Origin of the sequence: Hyphomonas atlantica corrig. (assembly GCF_000682715.1) — a bacterium.
GTDB classification, from domain to species: Bacteria; Pseudomonadota; Alphaproteobacteria; order Caulobacterales; family Hyphomonadaceae; genus Hyphomonas; species Hyphomonas atlantica.
The window spans coordinates 35,984-57,816 of sequence record NZ_AWFH01000034.1; the positions used below are offsets into that span (position 1 = coordinate 35,984).

Sequence of the window (21,833 nt, forward strand, 5' to 3'; positions counted from 1 at the left end):
CCGCTCAAGCGGGAGGACAGCTAGTGCATCGCGTCGGACTATACCCAGGAACCTTCGATCCACCCACCAATGGCCATATCGACATTATCGGTCGGGCCCGGAAACTGGTGGACACGCTGATCATCGGGGTGGCGGTCAATGAGGCGAAGAAGCCGTTGTTCAGCCTGCAGGAACGCGTCGATATGGTGCGTTCCGAGTGTGAGAAGCTGAACGGGCCTGGACTGGCTGAAATCAAGGTTATGCCGATGCATGGCTTGCTCATGAAGTTCGCTGAGGCCTGTGAAGCGCACATCATTGTGCGGGGCCTGCGAGCGGTTCAGGATTTCGAATACGAATTCCAGATGACGGCGATGAACGAGCAACTGAATCCCGACATTGAAACCGTGTTTCTGATGGCCGATGTTAAGCATCAGGCGGTCGCCTCCCGGCTCGTGAAGGAAATCGCGGCCTTGGACGGAGACATCACGCCATTTGTAACGCCCGACGTAAAACGGGCACTTTTGGAGAAGTACCAAAAATGAAGTTTGCCGCTTTTGCGCTCGCCGCTTCCGCCCTCGCCCTGACAGCAACGGCAGAGACTACAGACAGCGCAGCGCCAGCGGACGACACTGCCGTCGCGGCCTATACGGTGGAGCAGGCGAAGGCAGAGCCTGAGAATTGGCGCGCCGTGGACCCGGAGCGCCTGTTCATCTTCAATACGAACAAGGGGCGCATCCTTATCGAGGCTTTTCCGGAAGTTGCGCCAAAGCATTACGAACAGTTCGCGGCAATCGTCCGGTCTGGTGACTATAACGGCACGAAGTTTCATCGCGTGATCGAGGGGTTCATGGCCCAGGGCGGTGACATCCGCGCGATCAATGGCGTGGGCTCTGGCCTGCCGAACATTGAGGCTGAGTTCACCTTCCGTCGAAACCCGGCCGAGATGCCGCTCGATTATCCAATCGGAAACCGGGACGATGCCGATGGCGGCTTTATCAACGGGTTTCCGGTCGCGACCCGGCCACTCTGGCTTGCGCAGGATCTTGGCAACGAGACCATTCAGAGCTGGATTCCGCATTGCCCCGGCGTTGTGTCGACCGCGCGCCTTGGAAATGATGAGAATTCCGGCAACTCCCAATTCTTCCTGATGCGCGGCTATGCGGAACATCTGGATAAGGAATACACGGCCTGGGGCCGCGTGATTGATGGTCAGGATGTGGTCATGTCGATCAAGAAAGGTCCGGACGGAACCGATGGCGTGGTTGCAAAAGACCCGGACACACTGGAATCCACCGCAGTGGCGGCGGATCTGCCAGAGTCCGAGCGACCACAGGCGTGGGTGATGCGCACCGACAGCGACCTGTTCGCCAGCCAGATTACCGAGCCGGGCCGTCCACATGTTTGTGACCTGCCGGCTGTTCCGACGGTTGTGGCCAATTAGGGCAACTACCGAGGCTGGGGCCGATGGACCTTTCACAATTCCAGTTTGACTTGCCGGAAGAGCGGATCGCCTTGCGTCCGGTTGAGCCGCAGGATTCTGCGCGCCTTCTGGTCGTGCACGGAGATGGCAGGCTGGAAGATGCCCATATCCGGGACCTTCCGCGGTTTTTGTCGCCCGGGGATGTCATGGTGTTCAATGATACGCGGGTTTTGCCTGCCGCGTTGAAGGGGGTTCGTCCGGCAAGGGACGAGACGGGGCAGGATGTTGCCTGCGACGTGAATTTGACTGAGCGCATTGACGCCCGCTCATGGCGCGCGCTTGCCCGGCCGGGGCGCCGCTTGAAAGAGGGCGACCGTATTGTTTTTGCTGAAGGATTTTCCGCAGAGATTACCGGCCGCCACGAAGGCGGCGAGATCGGGCTGCTCTTTTCGCTCAGCGGCGATGAGCTGACGGCTGCGCTGGATGCGCACGGGGCCATGCCTCTGCCTCCCTACATCGCGCGTCGTCGCCCTGCAGACGCTAAAGACCGGCAAACCTACCAGACGGAGTTTGCAGGGGATGATGCCGCTTCAGTTGCGGCGCCCACGGCCGGACTGCATTTTACCCCCCGGCTGCTCGAAGAGATCGATACGGCCGGGATCGCGCGAGAGACGGTGCGCTTGCATGTGGGGCTTGGTACGTTCAAGCCGTTAGAGGCGGCGCAGTTGGAAGCCAACCGGTTGCATGAGGAGTGGCGACGCCTGACGCCGGAAGTTGCTGAGCGTCTGAACGCGGCGCGCTCTGGTGGACGGCGCGTTGTGCCGGTCGGTACGACTGCCATGCGCACACTGGAAAGCTGTGCGAATGCAGACGGCATGCTGCGCGCCGCCACGGGGCCAACTGACATTTTCCTGAAGCCGGGCGATGCTGTGCGCGCGACCGATGCTCTTGTAACAAACTTCCATTTGCCTGGATCGAGCCTGTTCATGTTGGTCTGCGCGCTTATGGGAACTGATGTGATGCAGGCCGCTTACGCCCACGCTATCGAAACCGAATACAGGTTTTACTCCTACGGTGATGCGTGTTTGTTGCTGCCATAGAAAAGCCCCCATGCTTGAAGCATGGAGGCCTCACTACTCGAATAATCAAGAATTAGCGAATTCGAACGGTTGCACGCACACCTTTCGGCTCGAACCGTTTTCCATTCTCTTTGTAGCAGAACATGGTGTCGTGGCGGACGCGCTCGCCATCTTCCCACGTGTACTGGAATGATTCGTAGCAATCATATCCGTTATAATCCGCGTACCAGCGGTGGGTACGCCGTACTTCATGGCGGGTGTGCCAATGGCCGGATTCGTAGCCATTATAGACATAGGTTTCATGCCGGTGACGAGGATGCGGATCCGCCGTGCGGACGCCCACACCAAGGTCAACATCGGCATCTACACCCAAGCCGAGCTGGGCGTATGCGGGAGCAGTTGCAAGCGCCGTCGCGAGACCAAACGCCGCAGTAGCGGCGATACATTTGACCGAGTTCAACATGGATCAACTCCTTTCAGCTAGCCAGCAAAACGGCTCGCTGAAGGCGTGGTTCCTGTTGTCCTGAAATGGCCTTATTTCGGTAGTGCGGGCTGTCCGAGTTCATCCCGCGTGCGGATTGCTTTGGCCGCGGTGATGCGAGCAAGCAGACGGCCTTTGTCGTCTTTCCAGTCAGCTTCGACGAGGCCGGTTGTTCGACCGCGGCTGACGAGGCGACCTTCAATGGTGATCAGGCCGTGACTGACTGGACGCAGGATACGGGTCTGCAATTCCATGGTCGTGAACCACTCGCCCTCTTCCAGAGCGCTGGCCATCGTGATCGAGACGATATGGTCTGAAAACCCGGCAACCCAACCGCCAAAGGCGCGGTTTTCGCTGATGTCGCGATCGCCGGTGTTTGGCCACTCGTACCGCGTATAGCCATAGTCGAATTCCTTCAGCCAAAGGTCTGGCCGAATGCCGAGATTCTTGAGGCCAATGGGGGGCTGCCAGGATCCGTCCTGCAGATTGCTGAGAAAGGTGCGAGCCTGGGGTGAGAGGGTACGTTCGGTCATGCGAGCCGAGCTCCATTGGGGACTGTGTGGTCGGGTGAGAAGAGGACAATCCTGTCTTTCTCATCCGGGAAGCCGAGGGTGAGGACTTCGGACATGAATTTACCAATCTGGCGAGGCGGGAAGTTCACCACACCAGCGACCTGCTTGCCGATCAGGTCCTCCGGCACGTAGTGATCCGTGATCTGTGCAGATGATTTCCTTGTTCCGACGCCGGGGCCAAAATCGATCAGAAGGCGAATAGAGGGTTTGCGTGCGCCTTCGAGCGGGGCAGCTTCGACGATTGTGCCGATACGGATGTCCACCTGTCGGAAAGTGTCAAAGCTGGTCTCTTCGGCGGGGGCCGAGTCCGGGGAATCTGTCAAATGCATGGATCAGGTAACCGTTGTGCCGCCATCGACAACAATCATCTGCCCGGCCATGTAGGCGCCAGCCTTCGAAGCAAGGAATACGGCTGCGCCAGCAATGTCTTCCGGATCACCTATACGGCGCATGGGGGTGCCTTTTTCGATACGCTCGGCCAGTTTCGGATTTTCCCAGAGCGCGCGGGCAAAGTCTGTCTTGATCAGGCCGGGCGCGACGCAATTCACGCGGATATTGTGCGGGCCTAGCTCAATCGCGTAGTTGCGGGCAAGTTGGAAATCTGCGGCTTTCGAAATGTTGTATGCGCCAATCGTGTCGGACCCTTTGAGACCACCGATTGACGAAATAATGACGATGGCGCCGTCGTTCCGTTCCTTCATTTCCGGGGCGACGAGCTGGATCAGCCAATGATTGGAGATGATGTTGTTGGAGAGGATTTTCTCGAAGGACTCATCGTCGATCTCCTCGATCTTTCCATAATACGGGTTCGAGGCTGCGTTGCAGACGAGGATGTCGATCTGGCCAAAGGAGTCGCGCGTCTTTTCGACAAGCGTCTTGAGCTCATCCTTGGAGGAGATGTTTGCCGGCACAGCAATCGCGGTCTCATCGCCATGCTTCGCGTTCAGGGCATCGGCGACTTCCTGGCATGGGCCGGGCTTACGAGACGAGATGACGACGCGGGCGCCCTGTTCCGCCATTTGTTCTGCGATGGCCTTGCCGATGCCGCGAGAAGATCCGGTGATAACGGCCGTTTTGCCGGAAAGGTCGAACAGGCTCATGATGGGGCTCCCTGAATTATGTTTTCCGGGAAATGGTTATCATAAGCGACCTTAGCGAACAGGGGTCACGCTAGGAAAAGCCGGATCAGGTGAGTTGCCATTCCATCATCAGGATTTCGGCCAGCCGCTCGGTGCGCTTGCGCACGACTTCTGACGTCCAGGCATCCTGATCGACGAGGTCACGCGTCAAGGCGAAGTCCTGGCCGCCACCACCATTGAAGTAGACATCCTTTTTTGCGCGGTAGTCCATCCGATCGGCTTTCTGGTTCACCTTGTTGGTGAGCAGCACGAAATTGCCCAGCGTGTCGCATTGTTCGCGTCGTTTTGCGGGGTCGGGCCAGACAATCATCCAATGGCTATCCTCGCTGATATTGCGGGGCAGCACATGCTCGACAGTCGCATCCGACTGGGGCGCAATGGTAAAACCACCATCCAGCGCCGCATTCAGGCGCAGCGCCATGGAGCGTCGTTGGCCGAACGTTGCAAACCGTCCCAGCATCCGGTCGAAGGCCCGACGGCTTTCATCCTTGGAGATGTTGAAGGGGCTGCCACGCCCATTCAGGGCGCGCTTGTTACCAATGTTCTCATTGACCTTGTTGAAGCGTTTCGTGCGCTGGTCGCGATCCGTCAATACGAGCATCACGATGTAGGACAGACGTTCGAGCTTGGTGAAAAATTCGGGGGCGTCTTCATGGTCAACGCCTTGCTCAACCAGGAATTTCAGTGCCGGCGCACGCCAACTGGTCTGATCAAGCGCGCGCATCTGGTTGAGCTTGTCACTGATCAGTTGCGCGTGGGGGCCCTCTTTCACGCGGGCCGTCGTGATGATCTTGTAGGCTTCGACATAGCGCGGCAGCAATTCGTCCAGAAAGCCGCGAGCAGTCACTTTGGGGATCACGTTCTTGAGGAAGCCGGTGATCAGTTCGCCTTTGGAGGATTTGTCGTAAATAGAGCGGATCTGGCGCAGCAAGTCATCGAAGGCGCTTCCACCCAGAACCGCCTCATGTTCGGCCCATTGTTCGGAATAGGTGGCGGCTTCCTTGGTGGTGAATTTTGACCGTTGGAACAATTCGGTCTTGATGATGTCATGTGCGCCAGGTTCTTTTCCCCGCGTATTCAACACACGGAACACTTTGAAACCCTGATCCTTGTCGTTGACGACCACACGTACGAGCGCGCAGCGGTTGATTGTGATGTCCGCCAGGGCGCGCCGGTCTTCGTCGGAAAGCTCGCGGACGCGTTTCAGCAGGGTGCGGGCGTTCTGTACCATGCGGCGCTGACTGTCGCTCTCACCGGACTCGCCATCCAGCGAAAGAGTCGCGCCGGGCGTTTGAATCATGTGCCGGAAAAACGGCCCGTCCATATGGTTGAGCTCCAGCCTCCAGCTTGCGGCTTCACCCAGCATCGGGCGGGCCTCATCCGCAATCAGAGCGTGAATTTCCTTGCTTTTCGCGGCGTCCGATTCGGTATCGCGCAGGACAGCGAGGAGAATGGTCAGGGTCGTCAGACGCTGTTGCCCGTCGACAATTTCCAACAGGCCTTCTTCGGTGCCTCGATTCAGTACGACCGCGCCGATGAAGTGTGGCGTGCCGGTCTCCGCAGCATCGAGCAGGTCCGTCAGCAATTCGCCCGCTTCGCGTTCGCCCCAGGAATAACTTCGCTGATAGGGCGGCATGCACAGCCGCTCGCTAGGGGCAAAAATGTTCTTGAGTGAGCTCTCTTGAGCACGTACGCCGAGATCCATGTTGGCATCCTCTATACAAGACTTGTGAGTAGCCCTTGCCAACAATGACCACAACGTCACATGAACCGTTTGCAAGGCGTTTCGGGAAAAAGTGTGACAGGAGAGTAACGCAATGAGGTTGGTTCGGTTCACAGGAAAAGATGGCGATCGCTACGGAATTCTTCGGGGCGAAAGCATCCGGCCAATCCCTGCAGAGACGCTGGAAGACGCACTGCAAACGACCGGGTCAGAAGCCCCTGAGATCGCGCTCGCGGATGTGGAGTTGCTTGCCCCTGTTGAGCGCCCGAGAAAAATTCTGGGGATTGGTGTGAACTACGCCGCTCATGCCGCCGAGAGCGTCAGTTTCGTGGATACGAAAGCGCCTCAGGTCCAGAAATGGTTCAACAAGCAGGCCACATCCGCCAATGCGCCCTTTGGTGAAGTGCATCTACCAAAGGTTTCGGAACAGCTGGACTATGAAGTCGAGCTCGTCGTGGTTATTGGCAAGCATGGCCGCCATGTGCCGCGCGAGCGGGCGATGGAGATTGTTGGCGGGTTTTGCGTCGGCTGCGATTACTCGGTGCGCGATTGGCAGAAGGCGAGCCAGACCATGATTATGGGCAAGGGGTTTGACACGCATGCGCCGTTCGGCCCGGCTATCGTGACACCTGACGAGATTGAGGATGTCTCGTCGCTCCAGCTTCGATCCTACATAAATGGGGAGCTGCGCCAGAGCGGGCATGTTCGGGACATGATTCACGACATTCCAGCTCAGATCGCGCATCTGACCGCCGCGTTCACGCTGGAGCCAGGTGATCTCATTTTCACCGGGACGCCTGCAGGTGTGGGGGCGGGACATACTCCGCCAAAATGGTTGAAGGCTGGCGACACGGTTCGGCTCGAGATCGACCAGATAGGCGTGATCGAAAACCAGATTATTGCTGAACCTGAGACGGCAAGAATCGGATAAGCCTCGCTGCGATGATTGTTCGGAGCTTGCTCGCTTTTGCCGCCCTTGTGAGCGCGGTAGCCTGTGGATCGGCGAATGACGCGCCGGTCGCGCCTCCGCCCGAACTTGCAATCCGTTCAACTGACTTCGCGCTTCTGCCTTGTTCCGAGCGCTTGCTGCCAGGCAAATGCGTGATCGTATTGGCGGGTGGAAAGCGTGTGATGTTCGGCGCGCCTGCAGGCGTGACCCTGGATCAGTCGAACGCAGACCTTCGAAACCTGGATGCAGTGATGCTGCTGTCGCTGCGTGGTGAAGATGTCGAGGGGCTGGATGAGTTGAGGAATGCCGCTTGGCGCGCGGGGCGTGAAAGCTCGCTACCGGTGGCCGGGCCTTCGGGCACAGGTGAATTCGCGGGCATTCTGAACAGGGCTTATGAAGTATCCGATGCGCTGATCTTTGTGGAAGAGAGACCGGCTGGGGGCTTTGATGCGGCTCTGCTTGCCGTATTGCCCGGTGAAGGTCAGGCTGAAGCGACAGTTTTCGACACAGGCGATTTGCGCGTGCGGAAATTCGAAACGGGCACAGACCGCGCGACATATATTGTCGATTATGCAGGTCACAATCTGATCCTGTCGTCATGCGGCGGGACGCCATTGCAGGAATTATCGGGCGGAGAGTTTCGTGTGCTTGATTGCGAATCGGAGTGGCCATTGGGGGCGCCGGAATTCGTATTTCGTGACGGCTCGTCTGATTGACCTCAGCATTCGCTGTTATTCCACAGCTTCCCCCGATGTCGCCGATCAGCTGTCATGGAGGCGATTATGCCGAATTGTCAGATGTCGCGCATAGCGCGCTGACACTATTCACCTTGTCCGGGAACGCGACGCCTGCCATGCTTTGAACCACTGGGATTGTGGCATGAGTGTAAACAAGCTGCGACAAGAAGGTCGCGCTTGGCAAATTCTTTCAATTCCTCGCAATTCGTTAACCAATTGGGCCTAGCTGTTAACATTCATGGGTTGTATCGGGTGCTGACGTAATGACTTTTGTTCTGTTCCTTCTCTACGCGGCAATCGGCGGGGGCGTCGGTTACGGCGTGTTCACGCTGACGGATGTCGGCATGCCCCTGTCCATCGCGGCGGGCGGTATCGCGACAGCGTTGCTCGGACAAATCCATATCCTGATCAAGTCTGACCGCTCCACCAAGGAGATCGACGAGCGCATCGACCGTGTGGAGCGCACGGTCCGTGATTCTGTTGAGCGTGTTGATGTTGTTGAGGCGCGCACCGAGGCCGTTGAGGCGACGATCAAGCATGAGCTCACCGAACGCCGTGATGCGTTGGTTACCGAAATGAAGCAGCTTGAAAGCCTCATCGACCGGCTGTCCAAGAGTTTCGAAAACAAGCTGGCCGAGACCAGCGAGAACGCAATTGTGGCACCGGAAGAAGACGCCATTCTGCGCGATGTGCGCGACGCGCTGAAAGACGGTCGCGTCGATCTGCACTTGCAGCCGATTGTCTCGCTGCCACAGCGCCGCGTATCGTTTTATGAGGGGTTCACCCGTCTGCGCCGTCCGAATGGCTCGCTGGTCCTGCCGGCCGAGTTCCTGGATGCCGCACGCCGGGCGAAGCTGATGGGGATCATCGACAACTTCACCCTGTTTCGGTGTGTCCAGATCGTGCGTCGCCTTGCGGAGCGGGATCGCCGCGTCGGCGTATTCTGCAACATCTCTGCATCCTCTTTGGAAGATTCGACATTCTTCCCATTGTTCCTTGAATTCATGACGGAAAATCGTGATCTTTCAGGCGCGGTTATTTTCGAGATCACGGCTGACCGTTTCGAGACGCGCTCTCGCACGATGCGGGACAATATGGACAAGCTGACGGCGCTTGGCTTTCGCTTCTCGATTGATCACGCAGACAGCCTTGCGCTGGATCTGCCGCGTCTTCAGTCAGCCGGTATTCGCTTTGTGAAGATGAATGGCACGCTGCTGATGGACCAGTTGCGCGATCCTGCTGGCCCGCGTCCCGTGTCGTCGATCAATCGCCGTGTGGACGGCGAAGAAGTCAGCGCTGTGTTCTCTCGCTATGGCGTTACCGTCGTAGCCGAGAAGATCGAAGACGAGGCCAGCGTGATCGAAATTCTGGAATACGATATTCCTTACGGTCAGGGTCATGTGTTCGGCGCGCCGCGTCCGATCAAGTCTTCGCTGATGGAAGAAACGGCCCCGCCACAGGAATTGGTCCAGCGCTTGTCCAATTTCGGCTGATCCCGACCACCTTCAATTTGCCTCATTGATGCAGTCCGATGCCTCCAATTGGTGGAGGACGGTATGAGATTTGTCGCGTTTTGTATTCCGGTAGTCGCCCTTTGTCGCGCAGCGGCGGCCGAGCCTCAAATGGTTCAGCGCATCACGGTGGAATTGCCGGGGCCAGCTGAGTTCGAGGCGCCGGACGCGTTGCAAGCCATGACAGAAGGTGTCGTCTTTCTGGACCTCCGCATTTCGCCGGAACTGGAACCCAACCTGCTGAACTCAGATGGCAGTGCAGCCAACCTGGAAGGGTGCGAATTCGGTGGCGTGGAAGCCGATACGGTCATGATCGGAACGGGGTCCAATCACATGATCCTGGAAGTGCTGATGGGCGATCCTGAAACCCATGCCGCAAACTTGCTGTCCTGCAACTACGCGCCAGAGCTGATTTCTGAAGACGGTTTCGGCCACATGACGCGTGTCAAAGGCTGCTTTCTTGCGCATTCCATTTCCATTCCAACGGCCGTTCATTGGCGTCTCCATCCATTGCCTGCGTCAGCCTGCGGATTTGGCGATTGACCGCCTCACTGGCCGGGCATAGGTCCATATGTATGACAGATTTGAAATTTCCGGGCGGCTTGTCCGATATCGCGGACAAGTATGATGCCGTTCTGTGCGACGTCTGGGGGGTCATTCACAATGGCCGCGCCAAATTCGACGAGGCTTGCGACGCGCTGGTGACTTATCGGTCCAAGGGCGGAAAGGTTTGCCTGATTACGAACGCACCTGTCCCGAAACAGCAGGTCATTGACTATTTCGAGCCACTGGGCGTTCCAGCGGATGCCTACGACGATTGCGTATCTTCAGGCGATGCGACCCGTGCGGAATTGAGCAAGCGCACAGACAAGGTGTTCTGGGCAATGGGGGCGAATGCCCGCTGGGAACGCGACCCATACCTGTATCAGGGACTGGACCTGAAATTCGGCGAGCCGGACGAATCGGACGTGCTGCTCTGTATCGGTTTGCGCGATTCACTGAATGACCACCCCAGCGATTATACGGACACGCTAAGACAGGGGATTGATCGCAACATTCCCATGATTTGCGCCAATCCGGACAAGCAAGTGAGAATCGGTGGACGCCTGCATTGGTGCGCCGGCGCGCTGGCGGAAATCTATGAGGATCTTGGCGGCAATGTCATCTATCCGGGCAAGCCTCACGCGGCGATATATGATCTGGCGGTTGAGCGGCTTGGCGATGCCGCGGCGAACAAATCCCGCGTGCTGTGTATAGGCGACAGCCCAACGACGGACATGCGCGGTGCGCGGCTTCAAGGCTTTCATGGCCTCTATGTTGGCACCGGCCTGAAGGAGCATGGCGACAATTTTGAAGCGGAGGTCGCAGACCTTCTGGCCGATTACGGCGAGCAGGCGACCTATGCGATGACTGGCCTCAGATGGTGACGTGTTGCGCTGCAGCGTGTAACCAAACTGCCGAAAAGCAATCAGGAGCCCAAACGGGATGAGTGAGTTCACCGGTTACAAGTACGAAGATCTCGATGTCGGCATGTCTCATGAGACGGTGCACGTGATCACCGAAAACGATATCCAGCGCTTTGCCGAAGTGTCTGGCGACTTCAACCCTCTGCACATGTCAGACGAGTTTGCCGCGAAAACGGTGTTCGGCAAGCGCATCGCGCATGGTGCGCTGACAGCGAGCTACATCTCCGGCATTCTGGGCAATAATCTGCCAGGACCAGGCGCGATCTTTGTGGGGCTCTCCATGCGGTTCAAGCGCCCGGTTCACATTGGTGACGAGGTGACGGTGCGGGCAGAAGTGGCCGAGAAGAAAGATCGCGGCAACCGCGTGACGCTGAAGGTCTCCTGTATTGTCGATGGCAAGCGCGTGATCACAGGTGAAGCGGAAGTGGTTGCGCCGCGCCGGGAGGATTGATGGGCGTTTTCGCCGACTATCGAGGCCTGCCGGAACGGGCGCGTGGTGCATCGATTGCCCTTGGCAATTTCGATGGGCTGCATGCGGGCCACAAGGCTGTGATGGCGGCGGCAAGAGAGGCGGGAGCCGGCAATTTCTCTGTGGCCACGTTCGAGCCGCCCCCGCACGCCTATTTTCGCCCGCAAGACCCTCCTTTCCGCATTTTCCGCCCGGAGCGCCGCAATGCTGCGATCTTGGCTGAAGGCGCAGACTCTGTGTTTGAACTGCCTTTCAATGGCGAAATGGCGTCCAAGACCGATGAGGAGTTCGTGCGCGAAGTTCTGGTCGATGGCCTTGGCGTGAGCCATGTGTCTGTCGGCTTTGATTACCGCTTTGGCCGGGGACGTATGGGCCATGCGCAGCGCCTGGCCAGTCTTGGGCGCGCACTTGGTTTTGGCGTGACCATTGTCGACGAAGTCCAGAACGAAGATGAGAAAGCCTCTTCAACAGCGATCCGTCAGGCATTGCGGGCCGGGGAGCCTGAACTGGCGGCGCAGATCCTGGGGCAGGTATGGGTTGCCGATGGCCCGGTTATCAAGGGCGAGCAGAATGGCCGGAAGTTCGGCTACCCGACCGCCAATACGAGCCTGGGCGAGCTGATCCATCCCAAGTACGGCGTGTACGCGGTGCGGGTTCGCATCGATCGGGCGGGTGAATGGTTGCCAGGTGTCGCCAATTTTGGACGCACGCCAACCACGGGTCTGCGCGATCCGCTGCTGGAGGCACACATCTTCGACTTTGATGGCGACATTTACGGTCGGTGGATGGAGGTTCAGATAATCTCTTACATGCGGCCAGAGCTGCATTTTGAGAGCCTGGATGCCATGGTGGTGCAGATGGGCAAGGACGTTATAGAAGCAAAGCAACGTCTGGCGGCAGCCTGATTCTACTTGGAGTGTTGCCCAGTCGCCGCCACAATCACTTTCTAGAAACTGAAGCACTGGTTTGAGGGACGACCATGTTGAAGTGTTTGATCGCCGCGGGGATTGGCCTTGCGGCTGTACCAATAGCGAGCGCGGATCCGGGGACGATGGATCCGCCTGTGCCAGAAGCCGGGACTATCGATCCGGCCTTGCTGGAGCCAATCCAGATCATCAAGACGGTGACGATGGACGATCTGCGTCTGATGCTGGATGAGGTCGGCGCGACCTTTATCGCGGCGGGGCGCACAGGCGATGGCGCACCTTTCGTGTTCGGCGAGTTCGAGGACGGTTTGACCTTCGGGGCTTATGCCGTCTGCGCGCTGCCGGATGGCAGTGATTGCCGCGGACTGGAGTTCATGGCGGTCTATGGCTCATCGGTCAGCGAGCAGGTGATTGCGGGAATAGACCGCGATTATCCCGCAATCTCCCTCTACAAATCCGACGCGCAGAAGGTGCGTGTGTCGCGCTATGTCATCCTCGATCACGGCATCGCCTGGGACAACATGATCGAGAACATGAACGTGTTCCGTACGCTTTGTGGCAAGGTGTCAGAACGCCTGGCCAATCTGGCGGAAACGCAAACCACCGCTGAATGGCAATAGTGACTCGTTAAGACGAGCCTGCTACGGAAATCGCATGGCACGGATAGACTGCATTCGAATTAGCCGCCCGGCTGCGCGCTGACCCGGAACGAACGGGGCCGCGAAGCCGGGAGCCCATGCTCTGAACGCATGAAAAAAAGCCGTGGCCATTGCCCGGCATTTCCGTAAAACACGCCAAAACTGCCATAGGCCCGACATGACCGATTCCCTGACCGACCGCGATTATCGCGACACGCTGTTTCTGCCTGCCACCGAGTTTCCGATGCGGGGCGGCCTGCCCAAGCGCGAGCCCGACTGGATCAAGCGCTGGGATGAGCTGAAGCTGTACGAAAAACTTCGCGCCGATGCGAAGGCGCGCGGGGCCAAACCGTGGATCCTGCATGATGGCCCGCCCTATGCGAATGGCCACATTCACCTCGGCACGGCGATGAACAAGATCGTCAAGGACATCATCGTGCGCTCGCACCAGATGACCGGTCTTGATGCCTCTTACCTGCCGGGATGGGACTGCCACGGCCTGCCGATCGAATGGAAGGTGGAAGAGGAGTTCCGCTCCAAGGGCAAGACCAAGGATGATGTCGCGCCTGGAGACTTCCGCGCCGCTTGCCGCGCCTATGCCGGCAAATGGGTGGACGTACAGAAGGCAGAGTTCCGCAATCTCGGCATCGAGGGTGAGTGGGACAATCCGTACCTGACGATGAAGTTCGAAAGCGAAGCCTCCATTGTGGGCGAGTTCCTGCGCATGGCGATGGGCGGCACGCTGGTGCGCGGCGCCAAGCCGATCATGTGGAGCCCGGTGGAACGCACAGCGCTGGCGGAAGCGGAAGTGGAATACCACGACCGCAAGGTGCCGGTGATCTGGGTGAAGTTTCCTTGGGCGGGCACGCATTTGGGAGATGGAGCAACGTTTCCTGATTGGGTAGCAGAAGCGAAGGGAGCATCGGTCGTTATCTGGACGACCACGCCTTGGACGATCCCAGCCAACCAAGCCGTCAGCTACAATCGTGAAATCTCATACAGCATCTACGAAGTTGAGGCTGTCATGAGTGAGGAAGAACTCGGATTTGCTCCGTATGCAAAAGTGGGCGAGCGACTTATCATCGCGGATAAGTTGGCACAAAGCGTCATGGATGGTGCGAAAGTTTCAAAGTTCCGGCCTGTCATCGCTGTCGATCCAGAAGGCTTGGTGAGTCTTCGGCACCCACTGGCTCAGGTGAGCGCATTTTTCGACAAACCCATCCCCATGCTCGCGGGCGATCATGTTACAGATGATGCCGGTACAGGCTTCGTGCATACGGCGCCGGCGCATGGTGAGGATGACTTCAATGTCTGGATCGCGTCCGGGCGCAAGGCGTCTGACATTCGCGACATCGTGAATCCGGATGGTGCTTATCAGCATCCGGAGCTTCCGGCCGCGCTGCAGGGGCTCGACATCATCCGCACGTCCGGCAAGAAGCGGGGAGAGCAGGGCAAGGCGAACCCGGAAGTCATCAAATTGCTGGCAGAGAGTGGAAACCTGCTCGCACGTGGCATGACGACGATCCGCGATGCGCATTCCTGGCGCTCCAAGGCACCGGTCATCCGCCGGGCGACGCCGCAATGGTTCATCTCGATGGACAAGCCCGGCCCGAACGGCAAGACGCTGCGCGAGAATGCGCTGAAAGCCATTGAAGATACCGAATTCTTCCCCGCTGTTGGCCGCAATCGCCTGCAGGCAATGGTGGAAGGACGCCCGGACTGGCTGATCAGCCGCCAACGCAATTGGGGCGTTCCGATCACGATTTTCGTCAACAAGGATGGACAACCTCACACGGCCACGCTGGCTGCCGAACAGGCTGAGCAACTGAACGAAGCGATCAAAGCGGCGATCGCACAGGGCGGCGTCGAAGCCTGGTTCGATACGCCTGCGGAAGACTTCCTGTCGCCCCTCGGTCTGGATGTGGGCGACTGGGACAAGGTGACGGACGTTCTGGACGTCTGGTTCGACTCCGGCACGACGCATGCCTTTGCCCTGCGCGAGCGCGGTATCATCGACCCGGAGACCGGGCAGGCGGATCTCTATATGGAAGGCTCTGACCAGCATCGCGGCTGGTTCCAGTCGTCCCTGCTGGAGAGCTGTGCAACACGCGGTATCGCGCCGTACAAGCAGGTGCTGACGCACGGCTTTATCGTGGATGCCGAAGGCAAGAAGATGTCGAAATCCATCGGCAACACGATCGAGCCGCAGGAGATCCAGAAACAGTACGGCATCGAAATCCTCCGTATCTGGACGGCCTCGGGCGACTACACTGAAGACCTGCGAATCTCTGACGAGATCATCAAGGGATCGGTCGAGACCTATCGCAAGCTGCGCAATACGGTGCGTTACCTGCTGGGCGCGCTGGATGGGTGGAGCGAGGCCGAAGCCCTGCCGCGCGACGAGATGCCGAGCCTTGAGCGCTGGGTGCTTCACCGTCTCGCCGAACTCGATGGCCAGATCCGTGCGGCTTACAATGTCTACGACTTCAAACGTGTCATGGCGCTGTTGATCAATTTCTGCGGCGTCGATCTGTCTGCGGTCTATTTCGATATTCGCAAGGATAGCCTGTACTGCGACCCGCGCTTCGATACGCAATCAGCCTGGGACAAGGACACGGCTGTCTTTGGCAATCGCCGCCGCGCCGCACGCACAGTCATGGCGGCTGTGCTGGAACGCCTGCTGACATGGCTGGCTCCGGTCATGCCGTTCACGATGGAAGAGGCGTTTCTTGAAAGCCATCTGAAGGACCGGGCTGAATCTGTGCATCTGCTGCAATTCGCAGAAACGCCGGAAGGCTGGAAGGATGACGTGCTGGCCGCGCGCTGGGCAAAGATCTTCACCGTCCGCCGCGTCGTGACCGGTGCGCTGGAAGTGGAGCGCCGCGAGAAGCGGATTGGTGCGTCTCTGGAAGCTGCGCCGAAAGTGCATATCGCGGACCAGGCTCTGATTGATGCCTTCAAGGGTGAGAGCGCCGCCGACATCTTCATCACGTCCGGCGCAGAGCTGATCCACACGTCCAACGGAAATGGCGGCGGGTTCACGCTCGACGATACCGACGGCGTGGTCGTGTACCCGGAGAAGGCAGACGGCATCAAATGTCGCCGTAGCTGGAAGTATTTCGACCCATCCACGGCTGACCCGGCCTTCCCGGACATTACGCCGCGTGACGCGCTGACCGTAAAGGCCTGGGACAAGGTTCACGGATGAGTGCGGGGAATCGCTTGATTGGCAGGGCTGAAGCTGCAATCTGCTCGGCATGAAACTGAAACTTGCCAATCTCTGGGCCCCGGCGCTCATTCCAGTGTTCCTGCTGGCGGACCAATGGTCCAAATGGCTGATTCTGAAGGACCCCCGGTTCAACGCCCTGGCTTGCCTGGATAACCCCTATCAGTGTGGGCATGTCCCGCTGCCGGGGCCGATTGACCTGACCATGTTGTGGAACCGCGGCATGAGTTACGGCATGTTCCAGTCTGAAGGCATTGGCCGCTGGTTGCTTGCCCTGGTGATGCTGGTAATCGCGCTCGGCTTTCTGTACTGGCTGGTGCGCCACGCCAGCAACTGGCTGTTGAAGCTGTCGCTGGCGATGGTCGTCGGCGGGGCCTTTGGAAATCTCATCGACCGGGTTCGGTTCGGGGCCGTGGTAGACTTCATCAACGCCAGCGACCTATACTTTCCGTGGGTCTTCAATGTGGCTGACGCTGCAATTAGTGTTGGCGCGGTCTTGCTGTTTGTCGACCAGTTCTTACTGTCGGGCCGGAAACAGGCTAAGACACAGTCTGAGTAGTTTAATCGTGATGGCGAGGACGCCCTGATATGAAAAAACAGTTGTTCCTGATGGCGGCCGGTGCCGCATTGGTTGCGTCAACGGCCTGTACATCTTCTGGCGGTGGCCAGCGTACGCCGGACGAGTTCCGCGTTGTCACCATGTCTCCGCTGACCGTTCCGCCGAACTACAAGCTGCGTCCGCCTTCTGCAGGTGGTGCCCTGCCACCTGAACTGGATGGCTCACGCACGGAAACCACGGCCGCATTCGGCGCGACGATCGGCCGGAATGCCAGCGCGTCTGAAAAGGCTCTCGTGGCTGCAGCGGGCGCGAACGCGGTTGATCCGATCATTCGCACCCAGGTCGACTATGAAGAGACCAAGACGATCCGCAAATCGACCAGCATTGCGGACCGGATCTTGTTCTGGCGCAGCGATGACGAGGCGGCAGAAGAGATCGCGCTGGACAATGCGACCGGCGGGAACCCCGTCGTGATTGAGCGCTCCAGCGAAGGCCCACGCATCAAGCTGCCGGGAACCTGATAAAATCAGAACCATGCGTCTGAAGAAAACCTGAGAGGAAACAAGCCCATGAAACGGATACTCACCGGGGGGCTTGTCGCGCTCTCGGTTTTCGCCTCCAGCGCCGTTGCCGAAGAAAGCACCTGGTCACCCAGCGTGTTCAGCCTCGACAATGGGATGGAAGTTGTCGTCGTGCCGGACCACCGCGCACCGGTCGTGACGCATATGGTCTGGTACAAGGTTGGCGCCGTGGACGAGGCCGAAGGCAAGTCCGGCATCGCTCACCTCTTCGAACACGTCATGTTCAAGGAAACCGACGACCTTGCGCCGGGTGAGTTCGACGATATCGTCTCTCGCAATGGTGGCGTCAGCAATGCGTTCACCAGCTGGGACTACACGGCCTATTTCGAGCGCGTTGCGAAGCAGCACCTCGGCACGATGATGGCACTCGAAGCCGAGCGCATGACCGATCTGATCATCAATGACGATCCGAACGGTCCGTTCATTTCCGAGCGCGATGTGGTGAAGGAAGAGCGTCGCCAGCGCATCGACAACAATCCCGGCGTAATCCTGCAGGAAATGGTCCTGTCGGAACTCTGGAAGGGCCATCCATACGAGATCACGGTCATCGGCAAGATGGACGAAGTCGCGGCGCTGACCCCGGAAGACGGGATGAGCTTCTACGAGGAGTATTACAGCCCCGAGAATGCGATCCTCGTTGTGGCCGGTGATGTGACACCTGACGAAGTTCGGGCGCTGGCCGAAGAGCATTATGGCGCGATTGAGCCGACTGGAACGGCACACGGTGAACGCAAATGGGCACCGGTTCCGCCGCTGAGCGAGACGAAGGAACTGGTCTATTCCGATCCGAAAGTGCGTCAGCCGAGCTGGAGTCGCTATTACTCCGGCACGTCTGAAACGCGTGATCGAGACCTGTCCTATGCGCTGGATGTCGGCCTGGAAGTGCTGGGCGGCGGCATGACAAGCCGTCTCTATCAGTCGCTTGTGGAAGGCCAGCAGCTCGCGATCAACGCCAACACTTTCGCCTGGACCACGCTGCATGATGAAGGCCCTGCCGTGATTATGGCGAGCCCGGCACCGGGCGTATCACTGGAGGATCTCGAAGCCGCTGTGATGGCAGAGGTTGAGAAGGTTCTGGCCGAAGGCTTCACGGACGCTGAAGTCGAGCGGGCTCGCAACAAGCTGGCGGCTCAGGCCATTTATGCCCGAGACAGCCAATCCAACATGGCGAATACATTTGGTTCAACACTGGCGCTCGGCGGTTCAATTGATGACGTTCTGAACTATCCGGATGCCATGCGGGCCATTACCACGGAGCAGGCAATCGCCGCCGTCCGCGAAGTATTTGGCGCGGATCGCCACTACATCGAAGCACACCTGCTGCCAGCAGAGGGAGAATTCTGAGATGAAACCTTTTGACCTCATCATCGGTGCTGCCCTCGGACTGGGGGTTGCAGCATGTGCGTCAGTCGAGCCCGCGCAAACGGACGCAGAAATTACGGCGGTTGCACCGCCTGTCGAGGCGAGTGCGGATGACGCAGGCCTGGATGTCGTCGTTCATGAAGGCGATTTTGCCGAGATCCAGCAATTCACGACGCCAGGCGGCGTGTCGGTCTGGTTGGTGTCTGAACCGTCCATTCCGATCCTGTCGGTTGCGATGGCCTGGGAGGGTGGCGAAGCGGCAGACCCGGACGGCCTCGAAGGGCTGGCGGATGCCGTGGCCTATCACATGAACGAAGGCGCGGGTGATCTCGATTCGCTGGCGTTCCAGACGCGGATGGAAGAGCTCAATATGAGCTTCGGGTGCAGCGCGTCCAATGAGTGGACATCCTGTTCCGCATCCATGCTGACGGATAATGCCACGGATGCGATGGACCTGGTGGCGATGGCGTTTGAAGCGCCCCGGTTCGATGAAGGCCCATTTGCCAGGTTCGTGCGTGAGCAGGAAGTTTCGCTGAATACGCGCGAAACCAATGCGCGTTATCTCGCGGGCCGGGCAGAGGCTGCAGCGCTTTACCCGGAGCATCCTTATGCGCGAGAAATTTCCGCCGAAAGCGTTGCTGCGCTGACGCCTGAACTCGCAAAGGCGCATATGCGCAAGCTGATGGTGAAGGATCGGCTTATCGTGACGGCAGTTGGCGCTGTCACGCCGGAAGAGTTGGCACCGATGATTGATGCGGTCGCAGCGCCCCTGCCTGAAAGCAGCGACCTGCCGAAAACGCCGAAGATCGCGTTCACGGCTGAGGACAAATTCGACACGATTGTCATTGACCTGCCCCAGCCTCAGAGCCTTGTGCGTTTTCTGGCGCCGGGTCTGGAGCGGGAGCATCCGGACTTCTTTACGGCCTATGTGCTGAACTACACCTATGGTGGCGGTGGATTTGGCAGTCGCCTGATGGAATCGCTTCGTGTCCAGAAGGGGCTAACTTATGGCGTCTATACCGGCCTGTCGTATGATGAGAAGTATCAGAACTGGGGCGGTGGGGGTCAAACGCGGAACGAAAGCGTTGGGGAGTTTGTTGCGGCGCTGAAAGAAGAGACCGCCTTGATCGCAGAGCAAGGCGTTACCGCTGAAGAACTGGCAGATGCCAAGGCGTATCTCACCGGGTCTTATCCGCTGGCGTTTGATTCCAACGCCAAGATTGCGGGCCAGATGATGGGCGTGCGTCAGGATGATCTGGGTGTGGACTATTTCGACCGTCGCAATGCGTTGATCGAGGCAGTGGCACTGGAAGACGTAAATCGCGTCGCCGCTGAATATCTGCAGCCAGATCGGCTCAGCTTCATTGTCGTGGGGCAGCCCGAAGGGCTGGAATAGCGATAGCCCGGCCTAGTCCGCAGTCTTTCGGGGTGCGGACAGGCCGGTCGTTGCCGCATCAAACACGCTCTCCCGATTGTATCGATAGAGCTCCGCCGGTCGGCCGCCGGTGCTGGTTTCCATTGCGCCGGTTCCGATAACAAAGCCGGTCTTGTCCAGAGCGCGCCGGAAATTCTGTGTGTGCAGGGACAGGCCCAGAATCCCCTCAACGGCGCGCTGAAGTGACGACAGAGTGAATTTGTCTGGCATCAGTTCGAAAACGACTGGCCGGTATTTGATCTTGCCGCGCAAACGAGAAATTGCCGTGGCCAGAATACGCCGGTGATCCGAGGCCATTGGCTCGCCGAGGCGGACATCCGGTTCTGGCAGGCCAGCATCGCGCGCGCATTCGATGACAAGCCCGGCCTCATACAGCAATTCGTAACGATCCAGAACGCGCTCCTCGATCCACCGGATTCCATCCAGAGCGAAAGCAGCGCGAGCACGTTCCAACCGACGTTCATTCCCGGCGGCCCACGTCATCAGGCGGGGCGCAATGTGTGCATCGATCAGCGCTGGACGGCCACTGCGATGATCTTCCCACGGAAAATATCGATACCAGGAGTGCCACCGCGCCTCGAAGGAATCATCCGCGGGGCGGGGCTCTGGGGTCAGGGCGAGGTAGCCAACCGAAATGACACGCGCATTCGGGGCTGAATCTGCCAGAGTGGCTTCGGGGGTTTCGCGATCCTTGTCCCCAAACGTGTAGAGTTGCTCGACATAGCCGAGTTCAAAGCCGGTTTGCTCACGCACCCAGCCCCGCAATGACAGGTCAAACGTGCGATGGCGGTCCGGGTCAAATGCACCAAAGGGCAGGGCGTCTTCGCCCGTCTCGCGCTGGGTGATCAATACGCGGGGTGCGTCGCCTTCGACAGCAACCATCACGGCGGACAGTCCAATCAGCAAAGGCGATGACAGCGGCATCAGGAGGGCTCCAGCAATTTGTTGATCTGTGCGTAGCGCTTCATGAACGCGGCTTGCGCATCTGGAACCGCTTTCGGAGAAAGTTTCAGCTTGGTTCCTTCAGGCGGCTTTCCAAACAAGCGGTTTGCTTCGTCTTCGGAGAAACCCGCCAGTTGAATCGCTTCTGCCCAGGCGCAGATGAGGTCGGCTTTCTTGATCAGGCGCTTCAGCTTCTGTGGAGTAACAGGCCGCAGGCCAAAGCGGATGTGGATCGCTTCCTGCAGGCGGGCCTCGATGGTCTTGTAGCTTTCACCCAGTAGCGCCTTGAAGGGCGATATCATGTCGCCAATCACGTATTCAGGACTATCATGAAGTAGCGCCGTCAGGCGTTGCTGCGGTGTCAGGTCAGGTTGAAGGCGGCGGCAGATATCTTCAACCAGAACAGAATGTTCGGCCACTGAGAATGCGTGTTCGCCGCGTGTTTGCCCGTTCCATCGGGCAACCCGGGCAAGGCCGTGGGCAATATCTTCGATTTCCACATCCATTGGGGATGGGTCGGCCAGGTCAAGCCGTCGACCCGACAACATGCGTTGCCAGACGCGGGGGGCCTTAACAGATTGCTTCACGCGAGAGGTCATCACCACCTTATTTAAAGCTTTGGAAACACAGGTAAAGAAA

At 58.6% G+C, this 21,833-nt stretch carries 23 protein-coding genes; 16 read left to right on the forward strand and 7 right to left on the reverse strand.

Annotated elements, in window-relative coordinates:
* Window positions 1-23: 23 nt before the first annotated feature.
* The 3 genes from coaD to queA are packed head-to-tail and all read left to right on the forward strand — an operon-like array spanning window position 24 to window position 2,499.
* Entirely contained in the window at window positions 24-521 is a 498-nt protein-coding gene (coaD, locus tag HY36_RS11580) for a pantetheine-phosphate adenylyltransferase (RefSeq protein ID WP_035552893.1), read from the forward strand.
* Window positions 518-1,420 (forward strand): peptidylprolyl isomerase, encoded by a 903-nt coding sequence (locus HY36_RS11585; protein WP_051602747.1) that lies wholly within the window; start codon window positions 518-520, stop codon window positions 1,418-1,420. Before coaD ends, HY36_RS11585 begins: the two co-directional genes overlap by 4 nt.
* Before the next feature lie 23 nt (window positions 1,421-1,443).
* On the forward strand, window positions 1,444-2,499 hold the full coding sequence (gene queA / locus HY36_RS11590; RefSeq protein WP_035552895.1) for a tRNA preQ1(34) S-adenosylmethionine ribosyltransferase-isomerase QueA: 1,056 nt from the start codon (window positions 1,444-1,446) through the stop codon (window positions 2,497-2,499).
* Between the two features lie 52 nt (window positions 2,500-2,551).
* Here the strand turns inward: queA and HY36_RS11595 are convergent, their stop codons facing one another.
* The 5 genes from HY36_RS11595 to HY36_RS11615 all read right to left on the reverse strand — a co-directional run bounded on the left by HY36_RS11595 (window position 2,552) and on the right by HY36_RS11615 (window position 6,375).
* The gene (locus tag HY36_RS11595; RefSeq protein WP_035552897.1) at window positions 2,552-2,941 is read right to left on the reverse strand and encodes a hypothetical protein; all 390 of its coding nucleotides are present in this window, start codon (window positions 2,939-2,941) and stop codon (window positions 2,552-2,554) included.
* A 71-nt stretch (window positions 2,942-3,012) separates the two neighbouring features.
* Window positions 3,013-3,492, reverse strand: coding sequence for a PaaI family thioesterase (locus HY36_RS11600; RefSeq protein ID WP_035552900.1), 480 nt, complete (start codon window positions 3,490-3,492; stop codon window positions 3,013-3,015).
* A complete protein-coding gene (locus HY36_RS11605) occupies window positions 3,489-3,860 on the reverse strand; it encodes a tRNA-binding protein (protein ID WP_035552903.1) in 372 nt (123 codons plus the stop codon). Before HY36_RS11605 ends, HY36_RS11600 begins: the two co-directional genes overlap by 4 nt.
* A gap of 3 nt (window positions 3,861-3,863) precedes the next feature.
* A complete protein-coding gene (locus tag HY36_RS11610) occupies window positions 3,864-4,631 on the reverse strand; it encodes an SDR family NAD(P)-dependent oxidoreductase (RefSeq protein WP_035552906.1) in 768 nt (255 codons plus the stop codon).
* Between the two features lie 85 nt (window positions 4,632-4,716).
* Window positions 4,717-6,375 carry a DUF262 domain-containing protein gene (locus tag HY36_RS11615; protein WP_081806167.1) on the reverse strand — a complete coding sequence of 553 codons (1,659 nt, stop codon included), beginning with the start codon at window positions 6,373-6,375 and terminating at the stop codon, window positions 4,717-4,719.
* 112 nt (window positions 6,376-6,487) lie between these two features.
* On the opposite strand from HY36_RS11615, the gene HY36_RS11620 reads away from it, so the two are divergent.
* The 13 genes from HY36_RS11620 (at window position 6,488) to HY36_RS11680 (ending at window position 20,213) form a co-directional block, all read left to right on the forward strand.
* On the forward strand, window positions 6,488-7,324 hold the full coding sequence (locus HY36_RS11620; RefSeq protein WP_035552912.1) for a fumarylacetoacetate hydrolase family protein: 837 nt from the start codon (window positions 6,488-6,490) through the stop codon (window positions 7,322-7,324).
* Between the two features lie 170 nt (window positions 7,325-7,494).
* Window positions 7,495-8,058 carry a hypothetical protein gene (locus HY36_RS11625; RefSeq protein WP_206741193.1) on the forward strand — a complete coding sequence of 188 codons (564 nt, stop codon included), beginning with the start codon at window positions 7,495-7,497 and terminating at the stop codon, window positions 8,056-8,058.
* 284 nt (window positions 8,059-8,342) lie between these two features.
* On the forward strand, window positions 8,343-9,572 hold the full coding sequence (locus tag HY36_RS11630; RefSeq protein WP_035552917.1) for an EAL domain-containing protein: 1,230 nt from the start codon (window positions 8,343-8,345) through the stop codon (window positions 9,570-9,572).
* 63 nt (window positions 9,573-9,635) lie between these two features.
* Window positions 9,636-10,133 (forward strand): hypothetical protein, encoded by a 498-nt coding sequence (locus HY36_RS11635; RefSeq protein WP_035552919.1) that lies wholly within the window; start codon window positions 9,636-9,638, stop codon window positions 10,131-10,133.
* Window positions 10,134-10,165: 32 nt separating this feature from the next.
* Entirely contained in the window at window positions 10,166-11,017 is an 852-nt protein-coding gene (locus HY36_RS11640; protein ID WP_035552922.1) for a TIGR01459 family HAD-type hydrolase, read from the forward strand.
* Between the two features lie 58 nt (window positions 11,018-11,075).
* Complete coding sequence (locus tag HY36_RS11645; RefSeq protein WP_035552925.1) at window positions 11,076-11,507, forward strand: MaoC family dehydratase; 432 nt, start codon at window positions 11,076-11,078, stop codon at window positions 11,505-11,507.
* Complete coding sequence (gene ribF, locus HY36_RS11650) at window positions 11,507-12,430, forward strand: riboflavin biosynthesis protein RibF (RefSeq protein WP_035552928.1); 924 nt, start codon at window positions 11,507-11,509, stop codon at window positions 12,428-12,430. The genes HY36_RS11645 and ribF overlap by 1 nt, the downstream gene beginning before the upstream one ends.
* Before the next feature lie 74 nt (window positions 12,431-12,504).
* On the forward strand, window positions 12,505-13,071 hold the full coding sequence (locus tag HY36_RS11655; protein WP_035552930.1) for a hypothetical protein: 567 nt from the start codon (window positions 12,505-12,507) through the stop codon (window positions 13,069-13,071).
* A 196-nt stretch (window positions 13,072-13,267) separates the two neighbouring features.
* On the forward strand, window positions 13,268-16,297 hold the full coding sequence (gene ileS, locus HY36_RS11660) for an isoleucine--tRNA ligase (RefSeq protein WP_035552932.1): 3,030 nt from the start codon (window positions 13,268-13,270) through the stop codon (window positions 16,295-16,297).
* Window positions 16,298-16,346: 49 nt separating this feature from the next.
* On the forward strand, window positions 16,347-16,874 hold the full coding sequence (gene lspA, locus HY36_RS11665) for a signal peptidase II (protein ID WP_035552935.1): 528 nt from the start codon (window positions 16,347-16,349) through the stop codon (window positions 16,872-16,874).
* Between the two features lie 29 nt (window positions 16,875-16,903).
* Window positions 16,904-17,395 (forward strand): DUF3035 domain-containing protein, encoded by a 492-nt coding sequence (locus HY36_RS11670; RefSeq protein WP_035552938.1) that lies wholly within the window; start codon window positions 16,904-16,906, stop codon window positions 17,393-17,395.
* A 48-nt stretch (window positions 17,396-17,443) separates the two neighbouring features.
* Window positions 17,444-18,799, forward strand: a complete 1,356-nt coding sequence (locus HY36_RS11675; protein ID WP_035552940.1) for a M16 family metallopeptidase — start codon at window positions 17,444-17,446, stop codon at window positions 18,797-18,799.
* A 1-nt stretch (window position 18,800) separates the two neighbouring features.
* Entirely contained in the window at window positions 18,801-20,213 is a 1,413-nt protein-coding gene (locus HY36_RS11680) for a M16 family metallopeptidase (protein WP_035552942.1), read from the forward strand.
* Between the two features lie 12 nt (window positions 20,214-20,225).
* Here HY36_RS11680 and HY36_RS11685 read toward each other — a convergent pair whose 3' ends face one another.
* On the reverse strand, window positions 20,226-21,176 hold the full coding sequence (locus HY36_RS11685; protein WP_051602748.1) for an NUDIX hydrolase: 951 nt from the start codon (window positions 21,174-21,176) through the stop codon (window positions 20,226-20,228).
* Window positions 21,176-21,793 carry a YfbR-like 5'-deoxynucleotidase gene (locus tag HY36_RS11690; RefSeq protein WP_081806168.1) on the reverse strand — a complete coding sequence of 206 codons (618 nt, stop codon included), beginning with the start codon at window positions 21,791-21,793 and terminating at the stop codon, window positions 21,176-21,178. Before HY36_RS11690 ends, HY36_RS11685 begins: the two co-directional genes overlap by 1 nt.
* Between the last annotated feature and the right edge of the window lie 40 nt (window positions 21,794-21,833).

What these genes read in the sequence shown, in the direction of transcription:
- HY36_RS11685 (WP_051602748.1), bottom strand. Translation starts at nt 21,176, where the DNA reads ATGCCGCTGTCATCGCCTTTGCTGATTGGACTGTCCGCCGTGATGGTT.
- HY36_RS11600 (WP_035552900.1), bottom strand. Translation starts at nt 3,492, where the DNA reads ATGACCGAACGTACCCTCTCACCCCAGGCTCGCACCTTTCTCAGCAAT.
- HY36_RS11630 (WP_035552917.1), top strand. Translation starts at nt 8,343, where the DNA reads ATGACTTTTGTTCTGTTCCTTCTCTACGCGGCAATCGGCGGGGGCGTC.
- HY36_RS11670 (WP_035552938.1), top strand. Translation starts at nt 16,904, where the DNA reads ATGAAAAAACAGTTGTTCCTGATGGCGGCCGGTGCCGCATTGGTTGCG.
- HY36_RS11620 (WP_035552912.1), top strand. Translation starts at nt 6,488, where the DNA reads ATGAGGTTGGTTCGGTTCACAGGAAAAGATGGCGATCGCTACGGAATT.
- HY36_RS11610 (WP_035552906.1), bottom strand. Translation starts at nt 4,631, where the DNA reads ATGAGCCTGTTCGACCTTTCCGGCAAAACGGCCGTTATCACCGGATCT.
- HY36_RS11605 (WP_035552903.1), bottom strand. Translation starts at nt 3,860, where the DNA reads ATGCATTTGACAGATTCCCCGGACTCGGCCCCCGCCGAAGAGACCAGC.
- ribF (WP_035552928.1), top strand. Translation starts at nt 11,507, where the DNA reads ATGGGCGTTTTCGCCGACTATCGAGGCCTGCCGGAACGGGCGCGTGGT.
- ileS (WP_035552932.1), top strand. Translation starts at nt 13,268, where the DNA reads ATGACCGATTCCCTGACCGACCGCGATTATCGCGACACGCTGTTTCTG.
- HY36_RS11640 (WP_035552922.1), top strand. Translation starts at nt 10,166, where the DNA reads ATGACAGATTTGAAATTTCCGGGCGGCTTGTCCGATATCGCGGACAAG.
- HY36_RS11635 (WP_035552919.1), top strand. Translation starts at nt 9,636, where the DNA reads ATGAGATTTGTCGCGTTTTGTATTCCGGTAGTCGCCCTTTGTCGCGCA.
- queA (WP_035552895.1), top strand. Translation starts at nt 1,444, where the DNA reads ATGGACCTTTCACAATTCCAGTTTGACTTGCCGGAAGAGCGGATCGCC.
- HY36_RS11655 (WP_035552930.1), top strand. Translation starts at nt 12,505, where the DNA reads ATGTTGAAGTGTTTGATCGCCGCGGGGATTGGCCTTGCGGCTGTACCA.
- HY36_RS11585 (WP_051602747.1), top strand. Translation starts at nt 518, where the DNA reads ATGAAGTTTGCCGCTTTTGCGCTCGCCGCTTCCGCCCTCGCCCTGACA.
- HY36_RS11675 (WP_035552940.1), top strand. Translation starts at nt 17,444, where the DNA reads ATGAAACGGATACTCACCGGGGGGCTTGTCGCGCTCTCGGTTTTCGCC.
- HY36_RS11645 (WP_035552925.1), top strand. Translation starts at nt 11,076, where the DNA reads ATGAGTGAGTTCACCGGTTACAAGTACGAAGATCTCGATGTCGGCATG.
- lspA (WP_035552935.1), top strand. Translation starts at nt 16,347, where the DNA reads ATGAAACTGAAACTTGCCAATCTCTGGGCCCCGGCGCTCATTCCAGTG.
- HY36_RS11595 (WP_035552897.1), bottom strand. Translation starts at nt 2,941, where the DNA reads ATGTTGAACTCGGTCAAATGTATCGCCGCTACTGCGGCGTTTGGTCTC.
- HY36_RS11615 (WP_081806167.1), bottom strand. Translation starts at nt 6,375, where the DNA reads ATGGATCTCGGCGTACGTGCTCAAGAGAGCTCACTCAAGAACATTTTT.
- HY36_RS11690 (WP_081806168.1), bottom strand. Translation starts at nt 21,793, where the DNA reads ATGACCTCTCGCGTGAAGCAATCTGTTAAGGCCCCCCGCGTCTGGCAA.
- HY36_RS11680 (WP_035552942.1), top strand. Translation starts at nt 18,801, where the DNA reads ATGAAACCTTTTGACCTCATCATCGGTGCTGCCCTCGGACTGGGGGTT.